This window comes from Bacterioplanoides sp. (assembly GCF_965219715.1).
Lineage (GTDB): Bacteria > Pseudomonadota > Gammaproteobacteria > Pseudomonadales > Oceanobacteraceae > Bacterioplanoides.
The window spans coordinates 1,815,001-1,833,334 of the sequence record NZ_OZ244785.1; the positions used below are offsets into that span (position 1 = coordinate 1,815,001).

The 18,334-nt window shown below is 47.4% G+C and carries 17 protein-coding genes and 1 riboswitch (1 of these 18 cut by a window edge); of the genes, 14 read left to right on the forward strand and 3 right to left on the reverse strand.

The annotated features are described in order from the left end of the window. Positions 1–34, forward strand: partial view of a 7-carboxy-7-deazaguanine synthase gene (queE, locus tag ACOQOZ_RS08780; protein WP_420591892.1) — the 3' end only. The gene continues 707 nt to the left of window position 1, outside the view; 34 of the gene's 741 nt are visible here — the last part of the coding sequence; the start codon falls outside the window, past its left edge; its stop codon occupies positions 32–34. Positions 35–280: 246 nt separating this feature from the next. Here queE and ACOQOZ_RS08785 read toward each other — a convergent pair whose 3' ends face one another. The 3 genes from ACOQOZ_RS08785 to ACOQOZ_RS08795 are packed head-to-tail and all read right to left on the reverse strand — an operon-like array spanning position 281 to position 3,164. Further along, entirely contained in the window at positions 281–1,261 is a 981-nt protein-coding gene (locus ACOQOZ_RS08785) for an alcohol dehydrogenase catalytic domain-containing protein (protein WP_420591893.1), read from the reverse strand. Further along, positions 1,258–2,679, reverse strand: coding sequence for an AmpG family muropeptide MFS transporter (locus ACOQOZ_RS08790; protein WP_420591894.1), 1,422 nt, complete (start codon positions 2,677–2,679; stop codon positions 1,258–1,260). The genes ACOQOZ_RS08785 and ACOQOZ_RS08790 overlap by 4 nt, the downstream gene beginning before the upstream one ends. Beyond that, the gene (locus ACOQOZ_RS08795) at positions 2,679–3,164 is read right to left on the reverse strand and encodes a YajQ family cyclic di-GMP-binding protein (protein WP_420591895.1); all 486 of its coding nucleotides are present in this window, start codon (positions 3,162–3,164) and stop codon (positions 2,679–2,681) included. Before ACOQOZ_RS08795 ends, ACOQOZ_RS08790 begins: the two co-directional genes overlap by 1 nt. A gap of 144 nt (positions 3,165–3,308) precedes the next feature. Here ACOQOZ_RS08795 and ACOQOZ_RS08800 point away from each other — a divergent pair, with 144 nt between their 5' ends. The 13 genes from ACOQOZ_RS08800 (at position 3,309) to cobI (ending at position 18,330) form a co-directional block, all read left to right on the forward strand. Beyond that, the gene (locus ACOQOZ_RS08800; protein ID WP_420591896.1) at positions 3,309–4,382 is read left to right on the forward strand and encodes a hypothetical protein; all 1,074 of its coding nucleotides are present in this window, start codon (positions 3,309–3,311) and stop codon (positions 4,380–4,382) included. Positions 4,383–4,406: 24 nt separating this feature from the next. Next, complete coding sequence (locus ACOQOZ_RS08805) at positions 4,407–5,297, forward strand: ketopantoate reductase family protein (protein ID WP_420591897.1); 891 nt, start codon at positions 4,407–4,409, stop codon at positions 5,295–5,297. 52 nt (positions 5,298–5,349) lie between these two features. Then, a complete protein-coding gene (locus ACOQOZ_RS08810; RefSeq protein ID WP_420591898.1) occupies positions 5,350–7,350 on the forward strand; it encodes a two-component system sensor histidine kinase NtrB in 2,001 nt (666 codons plus the stop codon). Between the two features lie 87 nt (positions 7,351–7,437). Beyond that, a riboswitch (cobalamin riboswitch) is annotated at positions 7,438–7,708 on the forward strand. Between the two features lie 106 nt (positions 7,709–7,814). Beyond that, positions 7,815–9,779, forward strand: a complete 1,965-nt coding sequence (locus tag ACOQOZ_RS08815) for a TonB-dependent receptor (protein WP_420591899.1) — start codon at positions 7,815–7,817, stop codon at positions 9,777–9,779. A 6-nt stretch (positions 9,780–9,785) separates the two neighbouring features. Continuing rightward, positions 9,786–11,021: a hypothetical protein gene (locus ACOQOZ_RS08820; RefSeq protein ID WP_420591900.1), complete on the forward strand. Its 1,236-nt coding sequence runs from the start codon at positions 9,786–9,788 to the stop codon at positions 11,019–11,021. A gap of 11 nt (positions 11,022–11,032) precedes the next feature. Beyond that, positions 11,033–11,593, forward strand: coding sequence for a cob(I)yrinic acid a,c-diamide adenosyltransferase (locus ACOQOZ_RS08825; protein WP_420591901.1), 561 nt, complete (start codon positions 11,033–11,035; stop codon positions 11,591–11,593). A 9-nt stretch (positions 11,594–11,602) separates the two neighbouring features. Then, entirely contained in the window at positions 11,603–12,946 is a 1,344-nt protein-coding gene (locus ACOQOZ_RS08830) for a cobyrinate a,c-diamide synthase (protein WP_420591902.1), read from the forward strand. After that, positions 12,943–13,626 (forward strand): sulfite exporter TauE/SafE family protein, encoded by a 684-nt coding sequence (locus tag ACOQOZ_RS08835; protein WP_420591903.1) that lies wholly within the window; start codon positions 12,943–12,945, stop codon positions 13,624–13,626. Before ACOQOZ_RS08830 ends, ACOQOZ_RS08835 begins: the two co-directional genes overlap by 4 nt. An 11-nt stretch (positions 13,627–13,637) precedes the next feature. Next, complete coding sequence (locus ACOQOZ_RS08840) at positions 13,638–14,822, forward strand: cobalt-precorrin-5B (C(1))-methyltransferase (RefSeq protein ID WP_420591904.1); 1,185 nt, start codon at positions 13,638–13,640, stop codon at positions 14,820–14,822. Then, positions 14,819–15,667, forward strand: coding sequence for a precorrin-6A/cobalt-precorrin-6A reductase (locus ACOQOZ_RS08845; protein ID WP_420591905.1), 849 nt, complete (start codon positions 14,819–14,821; stop codon positions 15,665–15,667). Before ACOQOZ_RS08840 ends, ACOQOZ_RS08845 begins: the two co-directional genes overlap by 4 nt. Continuing rightward, positions 15,657–16,325, forward strand: a complete 669-nt coding sequence (locus ACOQOZ_RS08850; protein WP_420591906.1) for a precorrin-8X methylmutase — start codon at positions 15,657–15,659, stop codon at positions 16,323–16,325. Before ACOQOZ_RS08845 ends, ACOQOZ_RS08850 begins: the two co-directional genes overlap by 11 nt. Further along, entirely contained in the window at positions 16,325–17,623 is a 1,299-nt protein-coding gene (gene cbiE, locus ACOQOZ_RS08855) for a precorrin-6y C5,15-methyltransferase (decarboxylating) subunit CbiE (RefSeq protein ID WP_420591907.1), read from the forward strand. The genes ACOQOZ_RS08850 and cbiE overlap by 1 nt, the downstream gene beginning before the upstream one ends. Further along, a complete protein-coding gene (gene cobI / locus ACOQOZ_RS08860) occupies positions 17,620–18,330 on the forward strand; it encodes a precorrin-2 C(20)-methyltransferase (RefSeq protein ID WP_420591908.1) in 711 nt (236 codons plus the stop codon). The genes cbiE and cobI overlap by 4 nt, the downstream gene beginning before the upstream one ends. The last annotated feature ends 4 nt before the right edge of the window (positions 18,331–18,334 follow it).

Here is an 18,334-nt window from a genome sequence, read left to right on the forward strand (position 1 = left end):
TTTGCAAACTCACAAAATGCTGGGAATCGAGTAGATCGGATCGAAAAATAGAGAACTGATTGTTTTTCATAGCAGCAACAGGATGTTGCGGTAGGATCAAGGGCCAGGGATGGCCCACTGATCCGGCGGCTGAAAAATAATCGTTTTTTATCTTCAAGCTATCGTCGAAACAAAGCTCTATAATTTTTCAGTTACAACCGTCACAATCGCCATCCATGGCTCCGGTGACGGGCACACAGCTCCTGCTGCTGTTTGAAAAGTTATAGAACTTTATTTCTTACTATTCTTCAAAGTCAGCAATCATCACCACTTTATTTTTTAATTCACCGGATTCATAAGCGCGGTGAATATCAGCCACATCCGACATCCGCTTTTCTTCAGCTTCAGGTACCTGAATTAAACCCGCATCAATTTTCTGACTCAGCTCAGCTAAAAATTCACCATGCGTTTCGCGACCTTTTCCGGTTAGCAGCGGTAAAAGCATAAATACCGCATGTAACGTTAGGGACTTAGCATGGGCCTGAGTCAGATCATAAGTATTACGGGCATTAATTGTTGCCACCTTTGCATAAGGTGCCGCCATCTCTAATGCTTTTTGCAGGCTGTCACCACCAAAGGTATCGAGTACTTTTTCGAAACCGGTTTCAGATAATTCTGCAACATCAGCATGCAACGAAGCATTTACACCTTGCTGCTTCAGCTGTTTAACCCGCTCTGTGCTACCAGCGGTACCGTAAACCGAGATACCCGCCTCTTTCGCCAAACGCGTGGCCCACTGGCCTACACCGCCAGAAGCCCCCATTACAAGCAACTTTTCATCGGTTTCGGGCGCTAAGCGTTTTAATGCTTCAAATGCAGTTATCGCAACGAGAGGAATCGCTGCAGCTTGAGCCAGAGTAATAGCGGTAGGTGCTTTCGCTAACAGGTCAGCATTACACACCATTTCTGAAGCCAACGCTCCGCCATTACCCTTAACGCCACCAGCGCAGCCATAAACTGAATCGCCAACAGCAAGATGAGCAACACCCTCTCCTACGGCAATCACTTCGCCACTGACATCACAACCCAACACACCAGCGTCATTAAGAATGGGAGCAAGGCCCGCACGTATTTTGGTATCAATTGGGTTAAAACCTGCGGCACAAACCCGAATTATTACTTCACCAGACTGAGGCTCTGCTAATTCAATGGTGCCTTTTTCTAAAACATCCGGGGTGCCGGTTTGTTTTACCGACCATGCAGAAACAGACTTAGCCGTCATACTTTAACCTCTTCTTTCTCCGGCAGGGCTTTACGCTCATGCGATATTAAAACCAATACCAAGGCAATCGCCGGAACTCCTAATACAGAAGCCACAATAAAGAACTCACTATAACCCGCACTATCAACAACCCAGCCGGAAAACCCGCTAATAAACTTGCCAGGCAATGTCATCAGTGAACTGAACAAGGCATATTGAGTCGCGGTATAACTGCGATTGGTCAGACTGGATAAATAAGCGATAAACGCTGTACTGGCGATACCACCCGAAAGGTTATCGGCACTGATCACAAATGCCAACCAGGCCAATGTCGGAGTAACGGCTTCTGCTGTCTGATTATCAATGCCAGATTGCATGGCTAACACAGCAAATAACAAATTGGTTACCGACACCATCACCGCGCCGATAAACAGCGGTTTATATATTCCCCAACGAACCACCAGCACGCCACATAACGCAGAACCGGCAATCGTCATAAAAAAGCCAAAGACTTTAGCAACACTGGCGATATCAGCCTTGCTGTAACCCAGATCCAGATAAAATGGGTTGGCCATAACACCCATAGTGATATCGCTGAGACGAAATACGGCGATAAACGTCAGAATTAACAGTGCAAATACGCCGTTGCGCTGGAAGAATTCGAGAAATGGACAAATCACCGCACCCAATAACCAGCGTTGCCATTGCGGCCGCTGTGACAAATTCATAGGCCTGCCCATAATTTCGTCGACCATGGCCGCCTCATCACTGGCACGTTGCTCCGGCGTTTTACGCGCAGTGGCATCCGCCCACAGAGTGGCCAGCATCGCCAGTCCCATCAGAGCAGCCATCGCAATGTAAGCCATACTCCAGTCAGACCATTCAGCGATATACAAAGCACCTGCACCCGCCATTAGCAGAGCCAGTCGATAGCCGAAAATATACGCCGCCGACATAGCGCCTTGCAGGTTGTTGTCAACAATTTCGATGCGATATGCATCGAGAGCAATATCCTGAGTCGCAGAAGAAAAGGCGACCAGTACCGCAGCAACGGCAATCCACCATAAAGATTGTTGTGGATTCATTGAACTCATCAATAAGAGTCCGGCTGCGATACCGATTTGACCGAACAGAATCCAACTGCGCCGTTGACCAAGTCGTCGTGACAACAAAGGGATCTCCAGACGATCAATTATTGGCGCCCAGAAAATCTTGATGGAATAGGTTAATCCGACCCAGGCAAAAAAGCCGATAGCAGTGCGCTCAACGCCTTCGTCCCGCAGCCATGCAGTCAGGGTGGAAAAAACTAACAGAAATGGCAGCCCGGCAGAAAAGCCGAGCATCGCGATAGCAACAACCGGTTTTTTACTGTAAACCAGCAGTGCCTCTCGCCAGCTTTTTGCCTCTGGCCCCGCTGGCGATCGAGTGGCAGCGGTCATCAGTCTTTAAAATTCTTAAATAGCAGCGGCATCGTAATGGTTTCATCACCGCGATAAAGCGCCATCACATCCTGAAGTTCATCACGCTTCTTACCGGTAACACGTACCATTTCGCCCTGAATTGAAGCCTGAACTTTAAGCTTGCTCTCTTTGACGATTTTCACCATCTTTTTAGCCAGCTCTTTATCAATGCCCTGGCGCATGGTGGCGTTTACTTTTACTTGCTTACCGGCACCCACACAGTCGCCGTATTCAAGACAGCTGACTTTGATCTTACGTTTGATCATGGCACCTTCCAGCATCGGCTTCATTTGCTCGATCTGAAACTCTTCATTGGCCGTCATTACGACAACAAAGTCTTTTAATTCAAAGCTGGCGTTCACGCCTTTAAAGTCAAAACGAGTGGACAGCTCGCGATTGGCCTGGTCTACCGCGTTCTGGGCCTCATGCTTATCGACTTCGGACACCACATCAAATGAAGGCATAACATACTCCTGCACAATTCGTTCAAATCTAACTATTGGCGCCTTGTATACCGCGAGTGTCATGGAATTGCAAAATTCCCGGGCATACAGGAGACGCTGGAAAATACACAAAAGTCAGCTACCTTTTCTGCTATGGAAACCAAAATGACATTGCACGGTGCCGGAACTTATTACTTCTCGGTACACGGAGCGAAAGACCAGCCTATCTTCCACTCGGTATTTGAGTACGAATACGGAGTGCAGATCCTGTCGAGCGTAAAACAAACCCGGTTGCTGGCATATGTTTTTGATGATCATCACATTCAGTTTGTCCTGCAAAGCGAGCGCGACTGGACAGAGGTGATGGACGATATCCAGATTGCTTTTGATGATATGCATGAGCGCAGCTGGCATAAACGCAAGCAGTTGTTGTCAGACCAGGGCATCGTGATGCTGGTTGATGAACAGGCCTACCTGACGGATCTGGTGATTCAACTGCATCGCTGGCCGGAAACCTCGCGTAAGGTCGCTGATGCCAGCTTGTATCCATGGAGCAGCGATCACGGTTATCGCTCACTAACCCCACCAGCCAGTCTTCACGTAGAGCCAATGCTGAATCTTCTGTGTCATAGCAGACATGGACGGGCGCAGCGATATGAAGCGGTCATGCAGCAACCGCAAAACCGTACTCTGGATCTGCAGCACGGCAGCCACCCGACCTACCAGGCTCTGGCACGTGATGGGTTTGTTAACCAACACCTGAAAAAGCAGGCACTGTCACAGGCAGCGCGTAGCGATGAAGACTTACGCAGATTATTCGACGATGCCTGCCAGCTGGTATGCGAGCGCTTTGATGTGTCATCACAACAACTGACCGATGCCAGAAATCGCCGTCAGTTTAATCGCTTAATGCCGATTGTGGTTTGGCTGCTACAGGAACGTGGCGCCCATCTGGACGACATTACGAAGTTGGTTGGAGAAGACGAAGAGCGTCTGCAATTATGGTTGCGTAATCTACCGGCAGATCACTCGCCAGAGTTATTAGCCCGATTACAAAATCTCTGGTCCCCTATACCACTCAGTACACTGAACCTGAATTCCAATCAGCCAGGCACAAAGCCTCAAGCACAGGAAGTTGAGGCACAGGTCCAGGAAGAAGAAGCTGTGGAAAAAGAAGACGAACCGCAGGAAGATATCGAAACTGAAGATAGCGAAGTACTGCCTTCCCATTCAAATTAGCAAAACGCGTCTTATAATCGACGCATGACTCAATTATCTTCCTCATCAATTGCAATTGTCGGAATGGGTGCCATTGGTACCCTGCTGGCTTATCACTGGCGCGAGCTATCTCCATTTTGCGTTAGCCGCAACCAGAAGCCTTGCCATCGGCAACTGATCATTACCGCCCAACATCAGCACACCCTCGAATTGCCCGTCTGGCAGGCCAATCAGCATCAACACAATCCGCTGGAGTGGCTGGTTGTCACCACTAAAGCGTCAGACACGTTAACGGCATTAAAGCCTCTCGAATCCGCAATGGCATCGGTAAAGCAGATCCTGTTGCTGCAAAATGGTATGGGACAGCAGCAACAGATAGCCGACTGGCTGCAAACCCTGGAAAAGGCTCCTGAACTGTGGGCTGGTATTTCAACCGAAGGGGCCTATCGCCGAGGGGATGAACAGGTTGTCTATGCTGGCCATGGCGAAACCGTGATCGGTCGCTGGACTGAGCATCATAACCAGGCGAGCAGCGATCCAGTTCTGCCGCGAGTGAGCGAAGTTAACGATATTCAACAACGCATTCAGGCGAAACTGGCGATTAATGCGGTCATCAATCCGCTCACAGCCGTCTTTCGTTGCCGTAATGGAGAGCTGGTTGAAAACCCGGCTTACAAGCAAAAGCTGGAACAACTGGCAGAAGAAACGCAGGCCTTTTTCGAAGCTCATGGCTGGCAATTGCCCTTTAGTCTGAAGCAGCGTGCTGCCGAAGTCGCTCAGGCGACCGCGGCCAATCAATCATCAACGTTACAGGATATTTTGAATCAGCGGCCAACCGAGTTAGCCTACATCAATGGTTTCCTGTTACGACAAGCACAGCAGCAACAGGATTTACCGCTCACGCGCCAGCTGATGCAGCAACTTGGGGAAATCTGAAAGTCATCATGAAAGGATTCATCATCAGACATTCCAGCCGGATTTTTTCCCCATGATGTTAGCGCGGCAAAAAGCCATGCTGGCGACCGTCGTTGCGATCAGCCTGATCATCACCCTGACAACCGTTGCATATATCGCCGCAGCTGACCGCGTTGGCCGCGAACATCTGGCGCCACAAATCAGCCAGGCATTTGCTGACCTGATTCAGATTGAATTAACCCAACAGCGTGATGATATGGTGCTGCGTTCGGTTATCGAACGTATGACTCAACACTATCAAATCAGCGAAGTTGCCTTATATAACCCTCATAATCAGCGACTGCTGCACAGCTACAATCATGACCACAACCCGGGGTTACCGCCACAGCTGACAGACAGTTATCAACAACCCTGGCTAAAGCTGTATCGCATAAACCGTCAAAGCGATAGCAATCTCTCAGAAACCTTCACTCTGGCCATCGTCAGCCAGGTTTCTCTGCCCTCTTTCTTCTTACTGGATACCGTCACAACCAGCTTATTTGTCGTCTCTTTCTCGGCGCTGATTGTATTTTTACTGTATCTGACGATCCGAAAGTGGCAGCGGCAACCTTACCGTGAGCTACTGGCGGAAGTTCACAAACACAACCATAAGAACAACGACAAATCCGCTGGCGAAAAAAGCAATAAAGACGAACCCATTCACATTCAGACTCAGGACCCGGATATTCAACCTCTGGTTCATGCGTTAAACGATTTATTCTGGCTACGCGACCAACGCCATTTGCATCTGAAAAGTGCTCATCAACAAGCAGAAAGTGCTCGCTTACGGGCAACCCGGCTATCGGATGAAACCCGGATGATGAATGATAATCTGGCCAAAGAGGTTTCTGTCCGGCGAGGCATCGAGGTGCAGTTAAAGAACACCCAGCTGCTGCTCGACAGTATTTTAAACGCCATGCCATCTGCCATTTTTGCGCTGGATAAACAGCTACGGGTTGTTCAATGTAATCAGCAAGCTGGGTTTTGGCTGCAAACCGATTCATCTCAGCTGATCGGCCGTCCTCTTTATCAACTGATACCAGAGCTGGAACAGCAACCACTGCTAACCCACTCTGACACTCGTCGTACTAAAGACGACCACAACAAAATAGAGCGTGTACAGCTGAACAACCTGACACCCGCCATCATTGCCGATGTTCAGCTATTCCTGATGGAGAACGACCAGCAGGCCCATTACGTCATACGTATCGATGACATCAGCCAACGCCAACGCATGGAAGAAATCATGGTACAGACCGAGAAGATGATGTCTGTAGGTGGACTTGCAGCGGGAATGGCACACGAAATAAACAACCCACTAGGCGCCATGCTGCAGAACCTGCAAAACATCCGCCGACGATTACTGACAGACTTACCGGCCAACCAGCGAATTGCCGATGAACTTGGGCTGGAACCGCAACAAATCGCCAGTTACGCACAACGTCGTGACATCGATAAACTGCTCGACAATATTCAGGATGCCGGAGAGCGTGCAGCACGCATTATCCGCTCTATGCTGCAATTTGCCCGTAATGACCATCTGCAGAAAAGCTGGGTGAATGTCCGCGAATTAGTCGATACCACTCTCACGATTGCCGCAACGGATGTCGATCTGAAACAATCACAATTACACAAACAGGTTGCTGATAATCTGCCCGATGTTTATTGCGTTCCCAGCGAGATAGAACAGGTTCTGTTGAATCTGATCAAAAACGCACAACAGGCAATCGACAAACAAACGCAATTCAGCACAGAACAAACCGTCAGCTCCGATATTCGTATCCATGCTTCGTTAAACGAGGAATATGTCTGCATTGCGGTGGAAGATAACGGTCCGGGCATTCCCGCTGAAGTAGCAGCACATATTTTTGAACCTTTCTATACCACCAAAGATGTTGGCGAAGGAACCGGCCTTGGTTTGTCCGTATCTTACTTTATTATCACCGCCCACCATCAGGGTAAGCTGATTTACCAACCCCTTGAAAACGCTGAACAATCCAGCGGTTCACGATTCGAAATCCAACTGCCGCTTTAACTTCGGCAGCACGGTTACTGAATATTATTCAATGGCGATATGCAGATAATTCAAACGCCTCAAACTTGACCGAATATCGTACAAACTATATTCTGCCCCGCCTCAGGTGCTCTGATCTCTGATCAAGTTAAACGGGAAGTTGGTGTCCCCCTTAGCTCCCGCTAAGACAGTCCAACGCTGCCCCCGCAACGGTGATCGGCTTAGCTGACTGACACACAGCCACTGTGATTATCCTGCTTTTTGTAACAGGTAAATCATGGGAAGGCGTCAGTCGGACTATTAATAACATGCAGTCATCTCTGCTGTTGTGAATAGAAAGCCGTCAGCCCGGATACCGGCCTGTAAGTGCTAACAAAAGCTAGCAAAGTAACCAATAGTTGCGGTGGGCGACCTGGGTGATAATTTTCAGCGTCTTACGCAACAATTGTCTCTGCCCTACCAGCCGCACTCATAGTAAAGTGCACATGAACAAAGTTTCTTCATCATTCATCGTCATTAGTTTGATGCTTCCAGCTGTATCTCATTCGACAGAGCAGTTGGATACCGTGCACGTCACTGGTGCTGTAAACGAGTTATTCTCCGCAGCTACACTCACCGGCCATAATCAACATTTGAGTAAAGAGCACTGGCAGCATGGTTTTGTCCAATTACCAGACCTTCTGTCGCAACAGAGTGGTATAGATCTTCATTCTGTTGGTGGCATCGGTCACTATTCTGTACCGGTAATGCGTGGCTCATCAGGACAACAAGTTCTGGTTTTCTGGGATGGTCTGCTAATTAATTCATTAAACGGCGGGGCTACAGATTTATCGCGCTTGAACCTGGAACAAGCTCAAAGCATAGATATTTATCGCGGTGAAGCGCCAATTGAGCTGAGCTCCTCTGCAGTAGGTGGTGCGATTAATATTCGTTCATATGAACTATCCGACAATAATGAAGGTGCCGTATCCTTAATAGCCGGAAGTTATGGCACGCAAAAAGTTTCAGCGAGTCAAACAGCACAGTTTGCTAGCAGTAAATGGTATTTTAGCGCAGATCACCAAAGCGCTGATAATGATTTCACTTATCAGAATGAGTCTCCGATTGATACGCCGCAGTCACCGGCCTTTGAACGAAGACAAAATAACCGCACCGAGCAAACCGCGTGGCTGGCGAAAGGACAAATTCAGAGTTCTTTTGGACGTTGGGACACCGCGATTCAGGGGTACAACGGAAAACGTAGTTTAGCCGACATCAGCAATGACAAAAATAATCGGGCTAACATTAAATCAGATTCTGCCAATATACAGATAAATTTCAGAGGGGCAGAACATTCCGCCTACCCATATGAAGTAAAGACGGCCTATCGATGGCAAACAGAAGACTATGATGATCGGAAATCTCAAATTGGCCTGGGAGCACAGCTTAATCGTTATAACACTACAGGCCTGTCATTACAGGGAAACCAGTACGTTATTCATGATGCATGGTCACTGGCGTTAACGGCACGACATCAACAGGAAAAAGTTGACACGCAGTACCGCTTGTTAAATCAGGAAGAGTTAAAACAACAATGTCTCGCTGGGCGTGGATGCGAATCAGCCTATACACGTGCACAGACAGATCTGTCCAGCCGCTTTGAAATCTCTACTCGGATTGGTGAGTTGAAATTGCAATATAGCCAGATAAATGTCAGTGATAAAAATCATAAAGGTGAAAGCTCGCGTAATAACTACACAAAATCAACTTTCAGCAGTGGTCTGACATATAATTTTGACAGTGGTACGTCTGTTTATGGAAAGATATCTCACCAGCTAAGAATACCGACAACTCAAGAAATATTTGGTGATCGTGGTTCAAGCATTGGCAACCCAAATCTATTGCCCGAAACATCACAGCAAGTAGAGTCAGGAATAGTTATTCCATTTCATAGCTTTGAAATTTCAACCAGTGTGTACAGACGGGAGTTAAAGCAAGCTATTTTCTCTGAAAGCGATAGTCGTGGAATTATCAGATATGACAACCTTGGAGAGACTCTCCACACGGGTTTAGAGCAAGATATCAGCTGGCAAGTATCTGCTAACTTGACATTGAACACTGCTTTTACACTGCAATCTAATGAAATAATAGAAGATAAACGTTTCTCTTCCTACAAGGGCAAGCAGGTCGCTAATTATGACCAATGGATAGTATTCAGCTCTGCTATCTGGCAAAAGAATAATTGGTTCTTCAGCATTAGCAATCGGCGTTCAGGAAATGGCTATTACAATAATTCGAACTCGATAGAAAAAGATCCAATGAACCGGTGGGATGCACGGGTTTCCTATCAACCTCAAAACTGGCAGCTCAGTCTAAGTATTACAGATGCAACAAGTAATCGTGCACGTGATTTCGAAAGATACCCCGAGCCTGGCCGAATGATTTTCTTTAAAACAAAATATCAATGGTAATTAAACATGAAAAATAAAACACTTTTATGTGCAACAATTTCTTCGTCAATGCTACTTAGCGCCTGTGGCAGCGATAGCAACAATAGCTCACCTGAAGAAATTAAGTTTAAAGACGTTGCTGTTATTCAGAGCGTTGGTTCTGGCGAGAGCATGATTGAGTTCTCAAATGGCATTAACGATGTCGCCAGTAACTACAATCCGCAAACAGCAACAGATTACACAATCGTAACTCGTGGTGAATACTTTTATCATATTGGTAAGTTCAAAATTGATACTATCCAAAAGTATCATATTAAAGACCCACAACTAGGCTATTACCCTGGCAAAGGTTTTTCTCTGAAAACTCCAGGAGACAGTACATCAGCCAACCCATATAACATGGCCTTTATTGATAATAATACAGCGGTTATTACCCGCTACGGCATGCCTAAAGCTTGGGTTGTTAATCTTGAGGCAAGAAATGCCGAAGATTTCCTTATCCGAGAGCTGGATCTGAGCCGCCACGTTACTGATGCAACTGAAAACGACAAAGATCCGGAAATGGATATGGTTTTTTACAATAAAAACAGGGTCTTCATTACATTACAGAACCTGAAAGGTTTTGCTGCCACTAACAACTCCAAAGTTGTTGTATTTGATACAACTACATGGAACGAAATTGATACCGATACTGCGATCGATGGAGTACAAGCTATCTCGCTTGACTTACGTAATCATCAAAGTGGTGTCATGTCGGGTAACAAAATATACCTGGCGTCTTTAGTTTATGGCGCAAAGAACACTGGTGGTATCGAGGTTCTTGATGTAGACAATTACAGCCTTAAAACCCTGACAACTGACCACGCGGTTAATCGTATCGTCGCGACTGAAAACGGTTCATTATTTTTCACCGAATACAAAGGCTACAACAGTGAGTTGAAACGCTCAATTGATGCTTTGTATAAGTTGAATTCGGACAACAGTACAAGCCTGATAAGTGATGATCTGGCCAATGGCAGCATTTCTGCCTTAGCAGCCCGTAATGAAGTAATTTGGCTGGGTTTGCCGGGTGAAGATAATAAAGTTACCCGGATTAATGCAGCTGCTGATTTTAGCGACCCAAGATCAATTGCCAGTATTCAGCTAAGCTCTGTCAACACTAAACTGAAGCCAATTAATATTCAGTTCTTACAAGTGAAAGAAGATTCAGAGCTGCCAAAAAACAATCCAGTAGAAAATAAAGACTCGTCTGACAACAATTAATCGGAGCGAACATGGGCAACCGACTTTCTAAAATCGCCACCAAAACCGGCGACAAAGGTGAAACAGGACTGGGCGATGGATCACGCATCAGTAAAAGCAGCGAGCGTATGCATGCCATTGGTGATGTTGATGAGCTGAACTCCTGGGTCGGTATGCTCAGAGCCGAGTTAGATGAAGCAGACGATTTGATTCCTCTGCTTCATCAGATTCAGCACGACTTATTTGATCTTGGCGGTGAGTTATCGGTACCAGGTTTTAATGCTCTGCAGGAAGTTCTGATCTCCGATCTTGAAGATAACCTCGAAGCATTGAACGACACTATGCCACCGTTAAAAGATTTTATTCTGCCTGGAGGAAGCAAAGCAGCCGCGTTATGTCATATGACACGTACAGTGTGTCGCCGGGCAGAGCGTTCACTGGTTCAGCTTAATCAGGTTGATGAACTGAACCCATTAGCATTGCGCTATGTGAATCGTTTATCCGATTTATTATTTGTCACCGCACGCGTATTAGCCAGACGCGAAAATGGTTCCGAAATACTTTGGAAAAGTCGCCACCAACGCGAACAATAGGCGGCAACCGTGCCACAATCTCCAGCATTATGTCCCGCCGTTTTTTTAACGGCGCCTGCATCCGGCCAGGGTAAAACCACAATTACCGCCGGTATTGCGCGTTTGCTCAAACGCCAGCAATGTAAGGTAAAAGTATTCAAGTGTGGACCAGACTACCTGGACCCTCAGATTCTTGAACAGGCGTCCGGCCAGGCAGTCGAACCTCTCGACCTGTGGATGGCTGGCGACCAGTATTGCCAGCAACGCTTTTTTCAGGCAGCTCAGGAAAATGATCTGATCATCGTCGAAGGTGCCATGGGAATGTTCGATGGCACACCTTCGAGCGCAGATCTGGCAGCGCGATTTAATATTCCAATGGTGCTGGTCATGGATGTAAAAGGCATGGCACAAACTGCTGCAGCGGTCGCTTCAGGGCTGGCTTCATTTCGCCAGGACGTCGCGGTTGCCGGGTTAATAGCCAATCATTGCAGCACCGCCAGGCACCGCGAATTAATCGAAGATAATTTACCTGAAGACCTGCCTCTCTGGGCTAATCTGCCGCGTACAGAAGGTATAGCACTACCAGAGCGCCATCTGGGATTGGTGCAGGCCAGCGAAATACATCAGGAGCTGGAGCAGCGGTTTGAAGCTGCTGCCGATGCCTTACAGCAAGCCGGTATTTTACCGTTATTACAACAGCTACCCGCGACCGAATTTTATCCCGTCGAAAATTATTCCGACGGCTGCGAAAAACTTACGCAGGCGTTAGCCGGCAAAACCATAGCAATCGCCAGAGATAATGCATTCAGTTTTATTTATCAGGCAAATGTCGACTTGCTGAAAAAACTGGGGGCCGAAGTTCGCTACTTCTCTCCGCTAAGTGATCAAAAAATGCCGGATTGCGATGCCCTATGGTTGCCTGGTGGCTATCCCGAATTACACGCTCAGCAGTTGTCAGAAAATACGGCAATGCTGCAGCAGATTCGTACATTTGTTGAATCTGGATCCCCTGTACTCGCCGAATGTGGTGGCTTTTTATATTGCCTCGAAACTCTGATCGATCTTGAGGATCAACAATACCCGATGACGGCAGCATTAACCGGGCACGGAGCAATGCGCGGTAAACGCGGCTGCCAGGGAATGCAGACAGCACCGTTACCAGAAGGTGATGTGCGTGCGCACGCACACCACAGGTCACGCAGCAGCAACACGCCCGAAGCAATTTCTTATGGCAAGCGTCAGCGGCACACCGCTCCCGGAGAAGCAATTTTCCGTGAGAAGCAATTAACCGCCAGCTATCTGCATTTGTTTTTTCCATCCAATCCACTCGCCATTGCTAAATTGTTTGGCTACCAGGACGTACCTTCAGCATGACTCCAGAATTAATGACCCTTTTATTCACCGGTTTGGGCTTAGGGCTATTACATGCATTAGACGCTGATCATGTTATGGCGGTTTCAGCATTAAGTAACCGTAAACCGGATTTGCGCCGCACATTAAAATTCAGTGCCAACTGGGCGATTGGTCATGGCAGTGTGCTACTTATTCTGGGTATGCTGTTATTTGGTCTGGGCGTTTCATTGCCCGAATCCATTCAGCATATTGCTGAATCCAGCGTTGGCGTTTTGCTGATTATTTTAGGACTGGTGTGCTTCTGGCAGTTCCACAAAGAAAAGCTGAGTGTCACAACACACAGTCATGGTGATATACGCCACACGCATATTCAACTCGATGGCCATGAGCAAGTACCACAAAATCAGATTAAAGAAGCACATACTCCGGTCATGGTTGGCGTACTTCACGGTCTGGCAGGCAGTGCTCCCGCCCTGGCATTAATTCCCGCTATGATTCAGGCGGAAACCGGCACCGCATTGGCATATCTGCTGCTATTCTCTGCCGGTGTTTTAGTATCGATGGTTACCTTTGGTCTGCTGTTCGGACAAATGCAGAAGCAGTTACAACAGAAATCAATCCGCCTGTTTACGATGTGCCGTCAGATAATTGCTGGCGCGGCGATCGCCATTGGTGGCTTCTGGCTGTACCAGGCTATCTGAGACTTAATTCTGTGTGGCCTGAAAGTCAGGAAAATAGTCCGACAAAAAAACTGCGTACCGGCTACACCACTGGCTGCTGCGCAACGGCTTGTTGCGTCGCGGCGGCGGAATTTTTACTCGGGAATAAAAAGCCAAAAACGGTTTCTGTATTGCTTCCACAGAAACGTCGCAAGCAAACCACTGATTCTGCAACAGAAGCCGATAAATATGCAGACCTGGCAATTGTCGGCTATCAACCAATCGAAGACTCAAAGCCCGCTGTTCGCACCAGTACGATTAAAGATGCCGGTGACGATCCTGATGTGACTCATGGTGCCGAAATCATCTCTGAACTGTATTTAACCAAACAGCCCGGCATTACCTTTCATGCCGCAGAAGGAGTTGGGACAGTAACCCGCGAAGGACTGCTATTAGCTGTGGGCGAGCCAGCAATTAATCCGGTTCCACGGCAAATGATTTCCCAACACCTGCGGCTCCAGGCAAAAAACTACAATTATGCGGGTGGTTTCCGGGTTGCTATTGGTGTCAAAAATGGCGAAGACATTGCTCAAAAAACCATGAACCCTCGCCTGGGAATTATCGGCGGATTATCAATTCTGGGAACAACCGGTATTGTCCGGCCTTTTTCCTGTGCTGCGTATATCGCCAGTATTCATCAGGGGGTTGACGTAGCAAGCCACAATAATCATTTTCATATTGGAGCCAGTACCGGCACCAGCAGTGAACGCTTGCTGGTTGAGCGTCATCAATTAGCGGATATGGCTTTAATTGAAATGGGCGACTTTGCCGGAGCTCTGCTGAAGTATCTGCGCACCAATCGGAAGATTACGCGCCTGAGTTTGTCGGGCGGATTCGGTAAAATATCCAAATTAGCTCAGGGACATCTCGACCTGCACAGCCGTACCTCTGCAATTGATCTGACGTTTATCCGTGATACCGCCGCAGAAGCCGGAGCCAATAACACGCTGTGTGAAAAAATCCTCACTTCGAATACCAGCATTGAAGCACTGACCTTGTGTCAGCAGCAGAATATTCCCCTTGCTGATGCACTTTGTCGCAAGGCGCACACATTTGCCAGTCGCTATTTACCCGAACAAATGGAGCTGGAAGTTCTGGCGATTAATCGCCACGGAGACCTGGTTGGATCGAGTAACGCCTTTCCGACGTATCCAATTCAAGGAAAGCCACTGTCATGAATATTCTGATTCTTGGTGGCACGGCTCTGGCCAAACAACTGGCGAAAGCATTAATCAATTTAAATAGCATCAACGTAATATACAGCGTTGCCGGACGTGTCCGTCAGCCGGAGCTGTCATGTAAGGTGATCAGTGGAGGCTTCTCACAATACAATGAAAACTATCAATACAAAAAATTTCGCCAGGCGTTATCCGATACCAATAACTCATGTCACGATGGTTTATTACATTTCTGTGAGCAGCAAACAATAGACCTGATTATTGATGCGACTCATGCATTTGCCACCAACATAAGCCAACAAGCTTGGCAAACATCTGTCACTGCGGATATACCATTCTGGCGCTTACAACACTCACCCTGGCTAACATCGGGCGCATTACAACGCTGGCAATATGATTCGATTAACAATGTGCTTGATGCTGTGATGCAACACAAAATTAATGGACGGATATTCCTTGCTCTGGGACAGTTGGACAACTCCACGGTCGATTCTTTGTCTCGTTTAAGCCAGCCGGAAAATAAACAAAGCAGTATCTCGTACCTGCTGCGCTCGATTCATTCCCCCGCTCAACTACCGAAAAAATGTGATTGGATTTCTGACATCGGCCCGTTTGATAGCTCTGCCGAAATAGCGCTATTCAGACGACACAAGGTTCAGGCGGTAATTTGTAGAAACAGCGGTGCGCCCTCATCCGAAGCAAAGCTGATTGCTGCCAAAGAACTGAATATTCCGGTATTTATGCTGGCCAGACCGACCTTGGCTGAAGCTCAGCGAACCTTCTGTGAACTGCCAGACTGCATTCAGGCCGTACAACACTTTCAGGACTTAAAGAATGCCATTTGACTATATTATTGATCCGAAAAAGATTGAGGAAAACAGCTTTCGTACGATTCGAGAGCAAACCGATCTATCCGCATTTGATGATCAACAGCAACAAGTCGTGATGCGTATTGTTCATAGCATTGGTATGCCTGAAGTCGCCGATAAAGTCCGGTTCAGTACCGCAGCGTGTGAGCAGGGACTGGCCGCATTAAAAAATAATGCACCTATCTTGTGTGATGTTGAAATGGTTAAGCAGGGAATCACCAAGCGAATGATTCAACAGCCTCCACTGTGTTTTCTTAACGATTCGAGAACCGTGGCACTGGCTGCCGAGACTGGTGAAACACGTTCCATGGCTGCGGTTAAGTTCTGGCGAGAAACACTCCCCGGAAGTGTCATTGTTATTGGTAATGCTCCAACTGCATTATTTCGTTTACTGGAAAACCTGGAGCAGCTTCGTGACACCAATAAAGCCGAATACCAACGGTTAAAACCGGCTCTGATTATTGGTATGCCGGTAGGTTTTATTGGCGCAGCAGAATCCAAACAAGCACTGTGGGATGTACATAAAGAGCTGGACATTGAATGTATTACCTTGCTTGGAAACCAGGGAGGAAGTGCCGTATCCAGCGCTGCCTGTAATGCCTTATTACGGATAAACCGCGGAGAAATTTACTGATGCTGCATATTATTGGTCTCGGAATAGATCAGCCAGTGCAGCTCAGTGAACAGGCGTTGATAAATCTGCGTCAGGCTGACTGTGTTATTGGCTCGCAAAGGCAGCTGGCAAGTGTTGCAGCATTACACCAACAACCCAATAAAGCGCTACCCAAATTATCCGAGTTGAAGCAGCTGATTGATACCTTTGATATCAAAAACAACAACCTTGTCATACTGGCTTCCGGTGATCCGCTGTTGTTTGGTATTGGCCGCTGGTTAACGAAAAATTTTGATTCTTCATTACTGAATTTTTATCCGGCCCCTTCAAGTTTGCAGGCAGCCTGCCATCGCCTGAAACTTTCATTTCAGGATTGTGAGTTTTTATCGCTGCATGGTCGCCCGTCAGAAAATATTCGTTCAGCCCTGAAGGATCAGCAAACGCTTCTGATTCTTACTGACCAACACAGCAACCCACAACGCCTGGCCCAAGAATGTGTAGCAGCGGGTTATCATCAGGCAGAAATCAGTGTCCTCAGTGACCTGGGTTATCCACACGAGCAGATACAGCATTTTATCGCCACTGACCTCAGCGAGCTTGATCAGGTATTTCCGGAATTACATGTCAGCGTTATAAAAACGCACGGGGTGTCTCGTTGCTTTCCACAGTTTCCAGGTATTCCGGATGAAGAATTTATTACGGGAAAAGCCCCAGGCAAAGGTTTGATTACCAAGCGCGAAGTCCGCCTCGCCGCATTAAGCTTATTACAACCAGCTAATGGCGATGTCGGTTGGGATATCGGCGCTGGCTGTGGAGCACTTGCTGTTGAGTGGGCTTATTGGAACCAACAGCAAACTGTTTATGCAATTGAACACCACACTCAACGATTTCAGTGCCTGCAACAAAACCAGAAACGTTTTGGTGTTAGTCATAACCTTAAGCCACTTCACCAGCGTGCCCCTCAGATTCTGGCCGATTTACCTGCAGCCAATAAAATTTTTATTGGTGGCAGCGATGGTGAGCTCGAACAACTACTTCAGCAATGCTGGCAACAACTGCCCCTGCTATCGGATCAGCGCAGTATTTTAGTCGCCAGTGCTGTCACCGAAGACAGCAAGTTTATATTGATGCGTTTTTATCAATCACTTCAGCGAAGTTCTGCCTCGCCAGCCGGCAATAAACATTATCAGGCTCGCTGCGAAACCCTGCAGCTTAGTGTCAGCAAAGGTGAACAGCTGGCCGGACAAATGCTTTACCGGCCAAACCTGCCGGTTACTTTATTCAGTTTTGAGAAAATACCTTGTGGAGAGTCTGCATGAGCGCTCAGTTTATTGGTGTTGGTGTTGGCCCTGGAGATCCGGAGCTACTCACCCTGAAAGCAATGCGGATTATTCAGCAGTCTGATGTCGTTGCTTACTTAAGTAACCATAATGGTGAATCCCAGGCGCTGGAAATTGCTCACTTAGCACTCGAAAATTGCAATGCGGCTCATCTCCCGATTGCGATGCCAATGAAGAATGATCGCACAGAAGCAAACGCGGTTTATGATCAGGCAGCACAATCTATCCTCGGATTTATTCAGCAGGGTAAATCCGTCGCTTTCTTATGCGAAGGGGATCCTCTTTTTTATGGCTCATTCAGCTATCTGCTTGAACGGTTAAGTGAAGAAAATATCAGCACACAGGTTATTCCTGGTATCACGTCTTTTTCCGCAGCATCGGCCGAATTACAAACTCCGCTGTCAATGCTGACAGAATCCGTTGCCATCCTTAATGGTCGTCATTCACAGTCCCGACTAATACAGGCACTGGAACAACACAACAGTCTGGTGATCATGAAAGCCGGCCCTTATCGCCCTAAAATTATTCAGGCATTAAGTCAGAGTAAGCGTCTGCAGGATGCCCGTTATCTGGAGTATGTGGGGCGTGAGCAGCAGAAAGTTGTTGATGATGTTTCAATGCTCGCAGATTCAAAAGGGCCGTATTTTTCCCTGTTTATTGTAACTGCCAGTCAGCGGCCGGATTAATCGT

Excerpts from the sequence above, each read along its gene's own strand:
- ACOQOZ_RS08785 (WP_420591893.1), bottom strand. The coding sequence starts at position 1,261 with ATGACGGCTAAGTCTGTTTCTGCATGGTCGGTAAAACAAACCGGCACC.
- cobI (WP_420591908.1), top strand. The coding sequence starts at position 17,620 with ATGAGCGCTCAGTTTATTGGTGTTGGTGTTGGCCCTGGAGATCCGGAG.
- ACOQOZ_RS08815 (WP_420591899.1), top strand. The coding sequence starts at position 7,815 with ATGAACAAAGTTTCTTCATCATTCATCGTCATTAGTTTGATGCTTCCA.
- ACOQOZ_RS08795 (WP_420591895.1), bottom strand. The coding sequence starts at position 3,164 with ATGCCTTCATTTGATGTGGTGTCCGAAGTCGATAAGCATGAGGCCCAG.
- ACOQOZ_RS08805 (WP_420591897.1), top strand. The coding sequence starts at position 4,407 with ATGACTCAATTATCTTCCTCATCAATTGCAATTGTCGGAATGGGTGCC.
- ACOQOZ_RS08850 (WP_420591906.1), top strand. The coding sequence starts at position 15,657 with ATGCCATTTGACTATATTATTGATCCGAAAAAGATTGAGGAAAACAGC.
- ACOQOZ_RS08845 (WP_420591905.1), top strand. The coding sequence starts at position 14,819 with ATGAATATTCTGATTCTTGGTGGCACGGCTCTGGCCAAACAACTGGCG.
- ACOQOZ_RS08835 (WP_420591903.1), top strand. The coding sequence starts at position 12,943 with ATGACTCCAGAATTAATGACCCTTTTATTCACCGGTTTGGGCTTAGGG.
- ACOQOZ_RS08820 (WP_420591900.1), top strand. The coding sequence starts at position 9,786 with ATGAAAAATAAAACACTTTTATGTGCAACAATTTCTTCGTCAATGCTA.
- ACOQOZ_RS08800 (WP_420591896.1), top strand. The coding sequence starts at position 3,309 with ATGACATTGCACGGTGCCGGAACTTATTACTTCTCGGTACACGGAGCG.
- ACOQOZ_RS08810 (WP_420591898.1), top strand. The coding sequence starts at position 5,350 with ATGATGTTAGCGCGGCAAAAAGCCATGCTGGCGACCGTCGTTGCGATC.
- cbiE (WP_420591907.1), top strand. The coding sequence starts at position 16,325 with ATGCTGCATATTATTGGTCTCGGAATAGATCAGCCAGTGCAGCTCAGT.
- ACOQOZ_RS08825 (WP_420591901.1), top strand. The coding sequence starts at position 11,033 with ATGGGCAACCGACTTTCTAAAATCGCCACCAAAACCGGCGACAAAGGT.
- ACOQOZ_RS08790 (WP_420591894.1), bottom strand. The coding sequence starts at position 2,679 with ATGACCGCTGCCACTCGATCGCCAGCGGGGCCAGAGGCAAAAAGCTGG.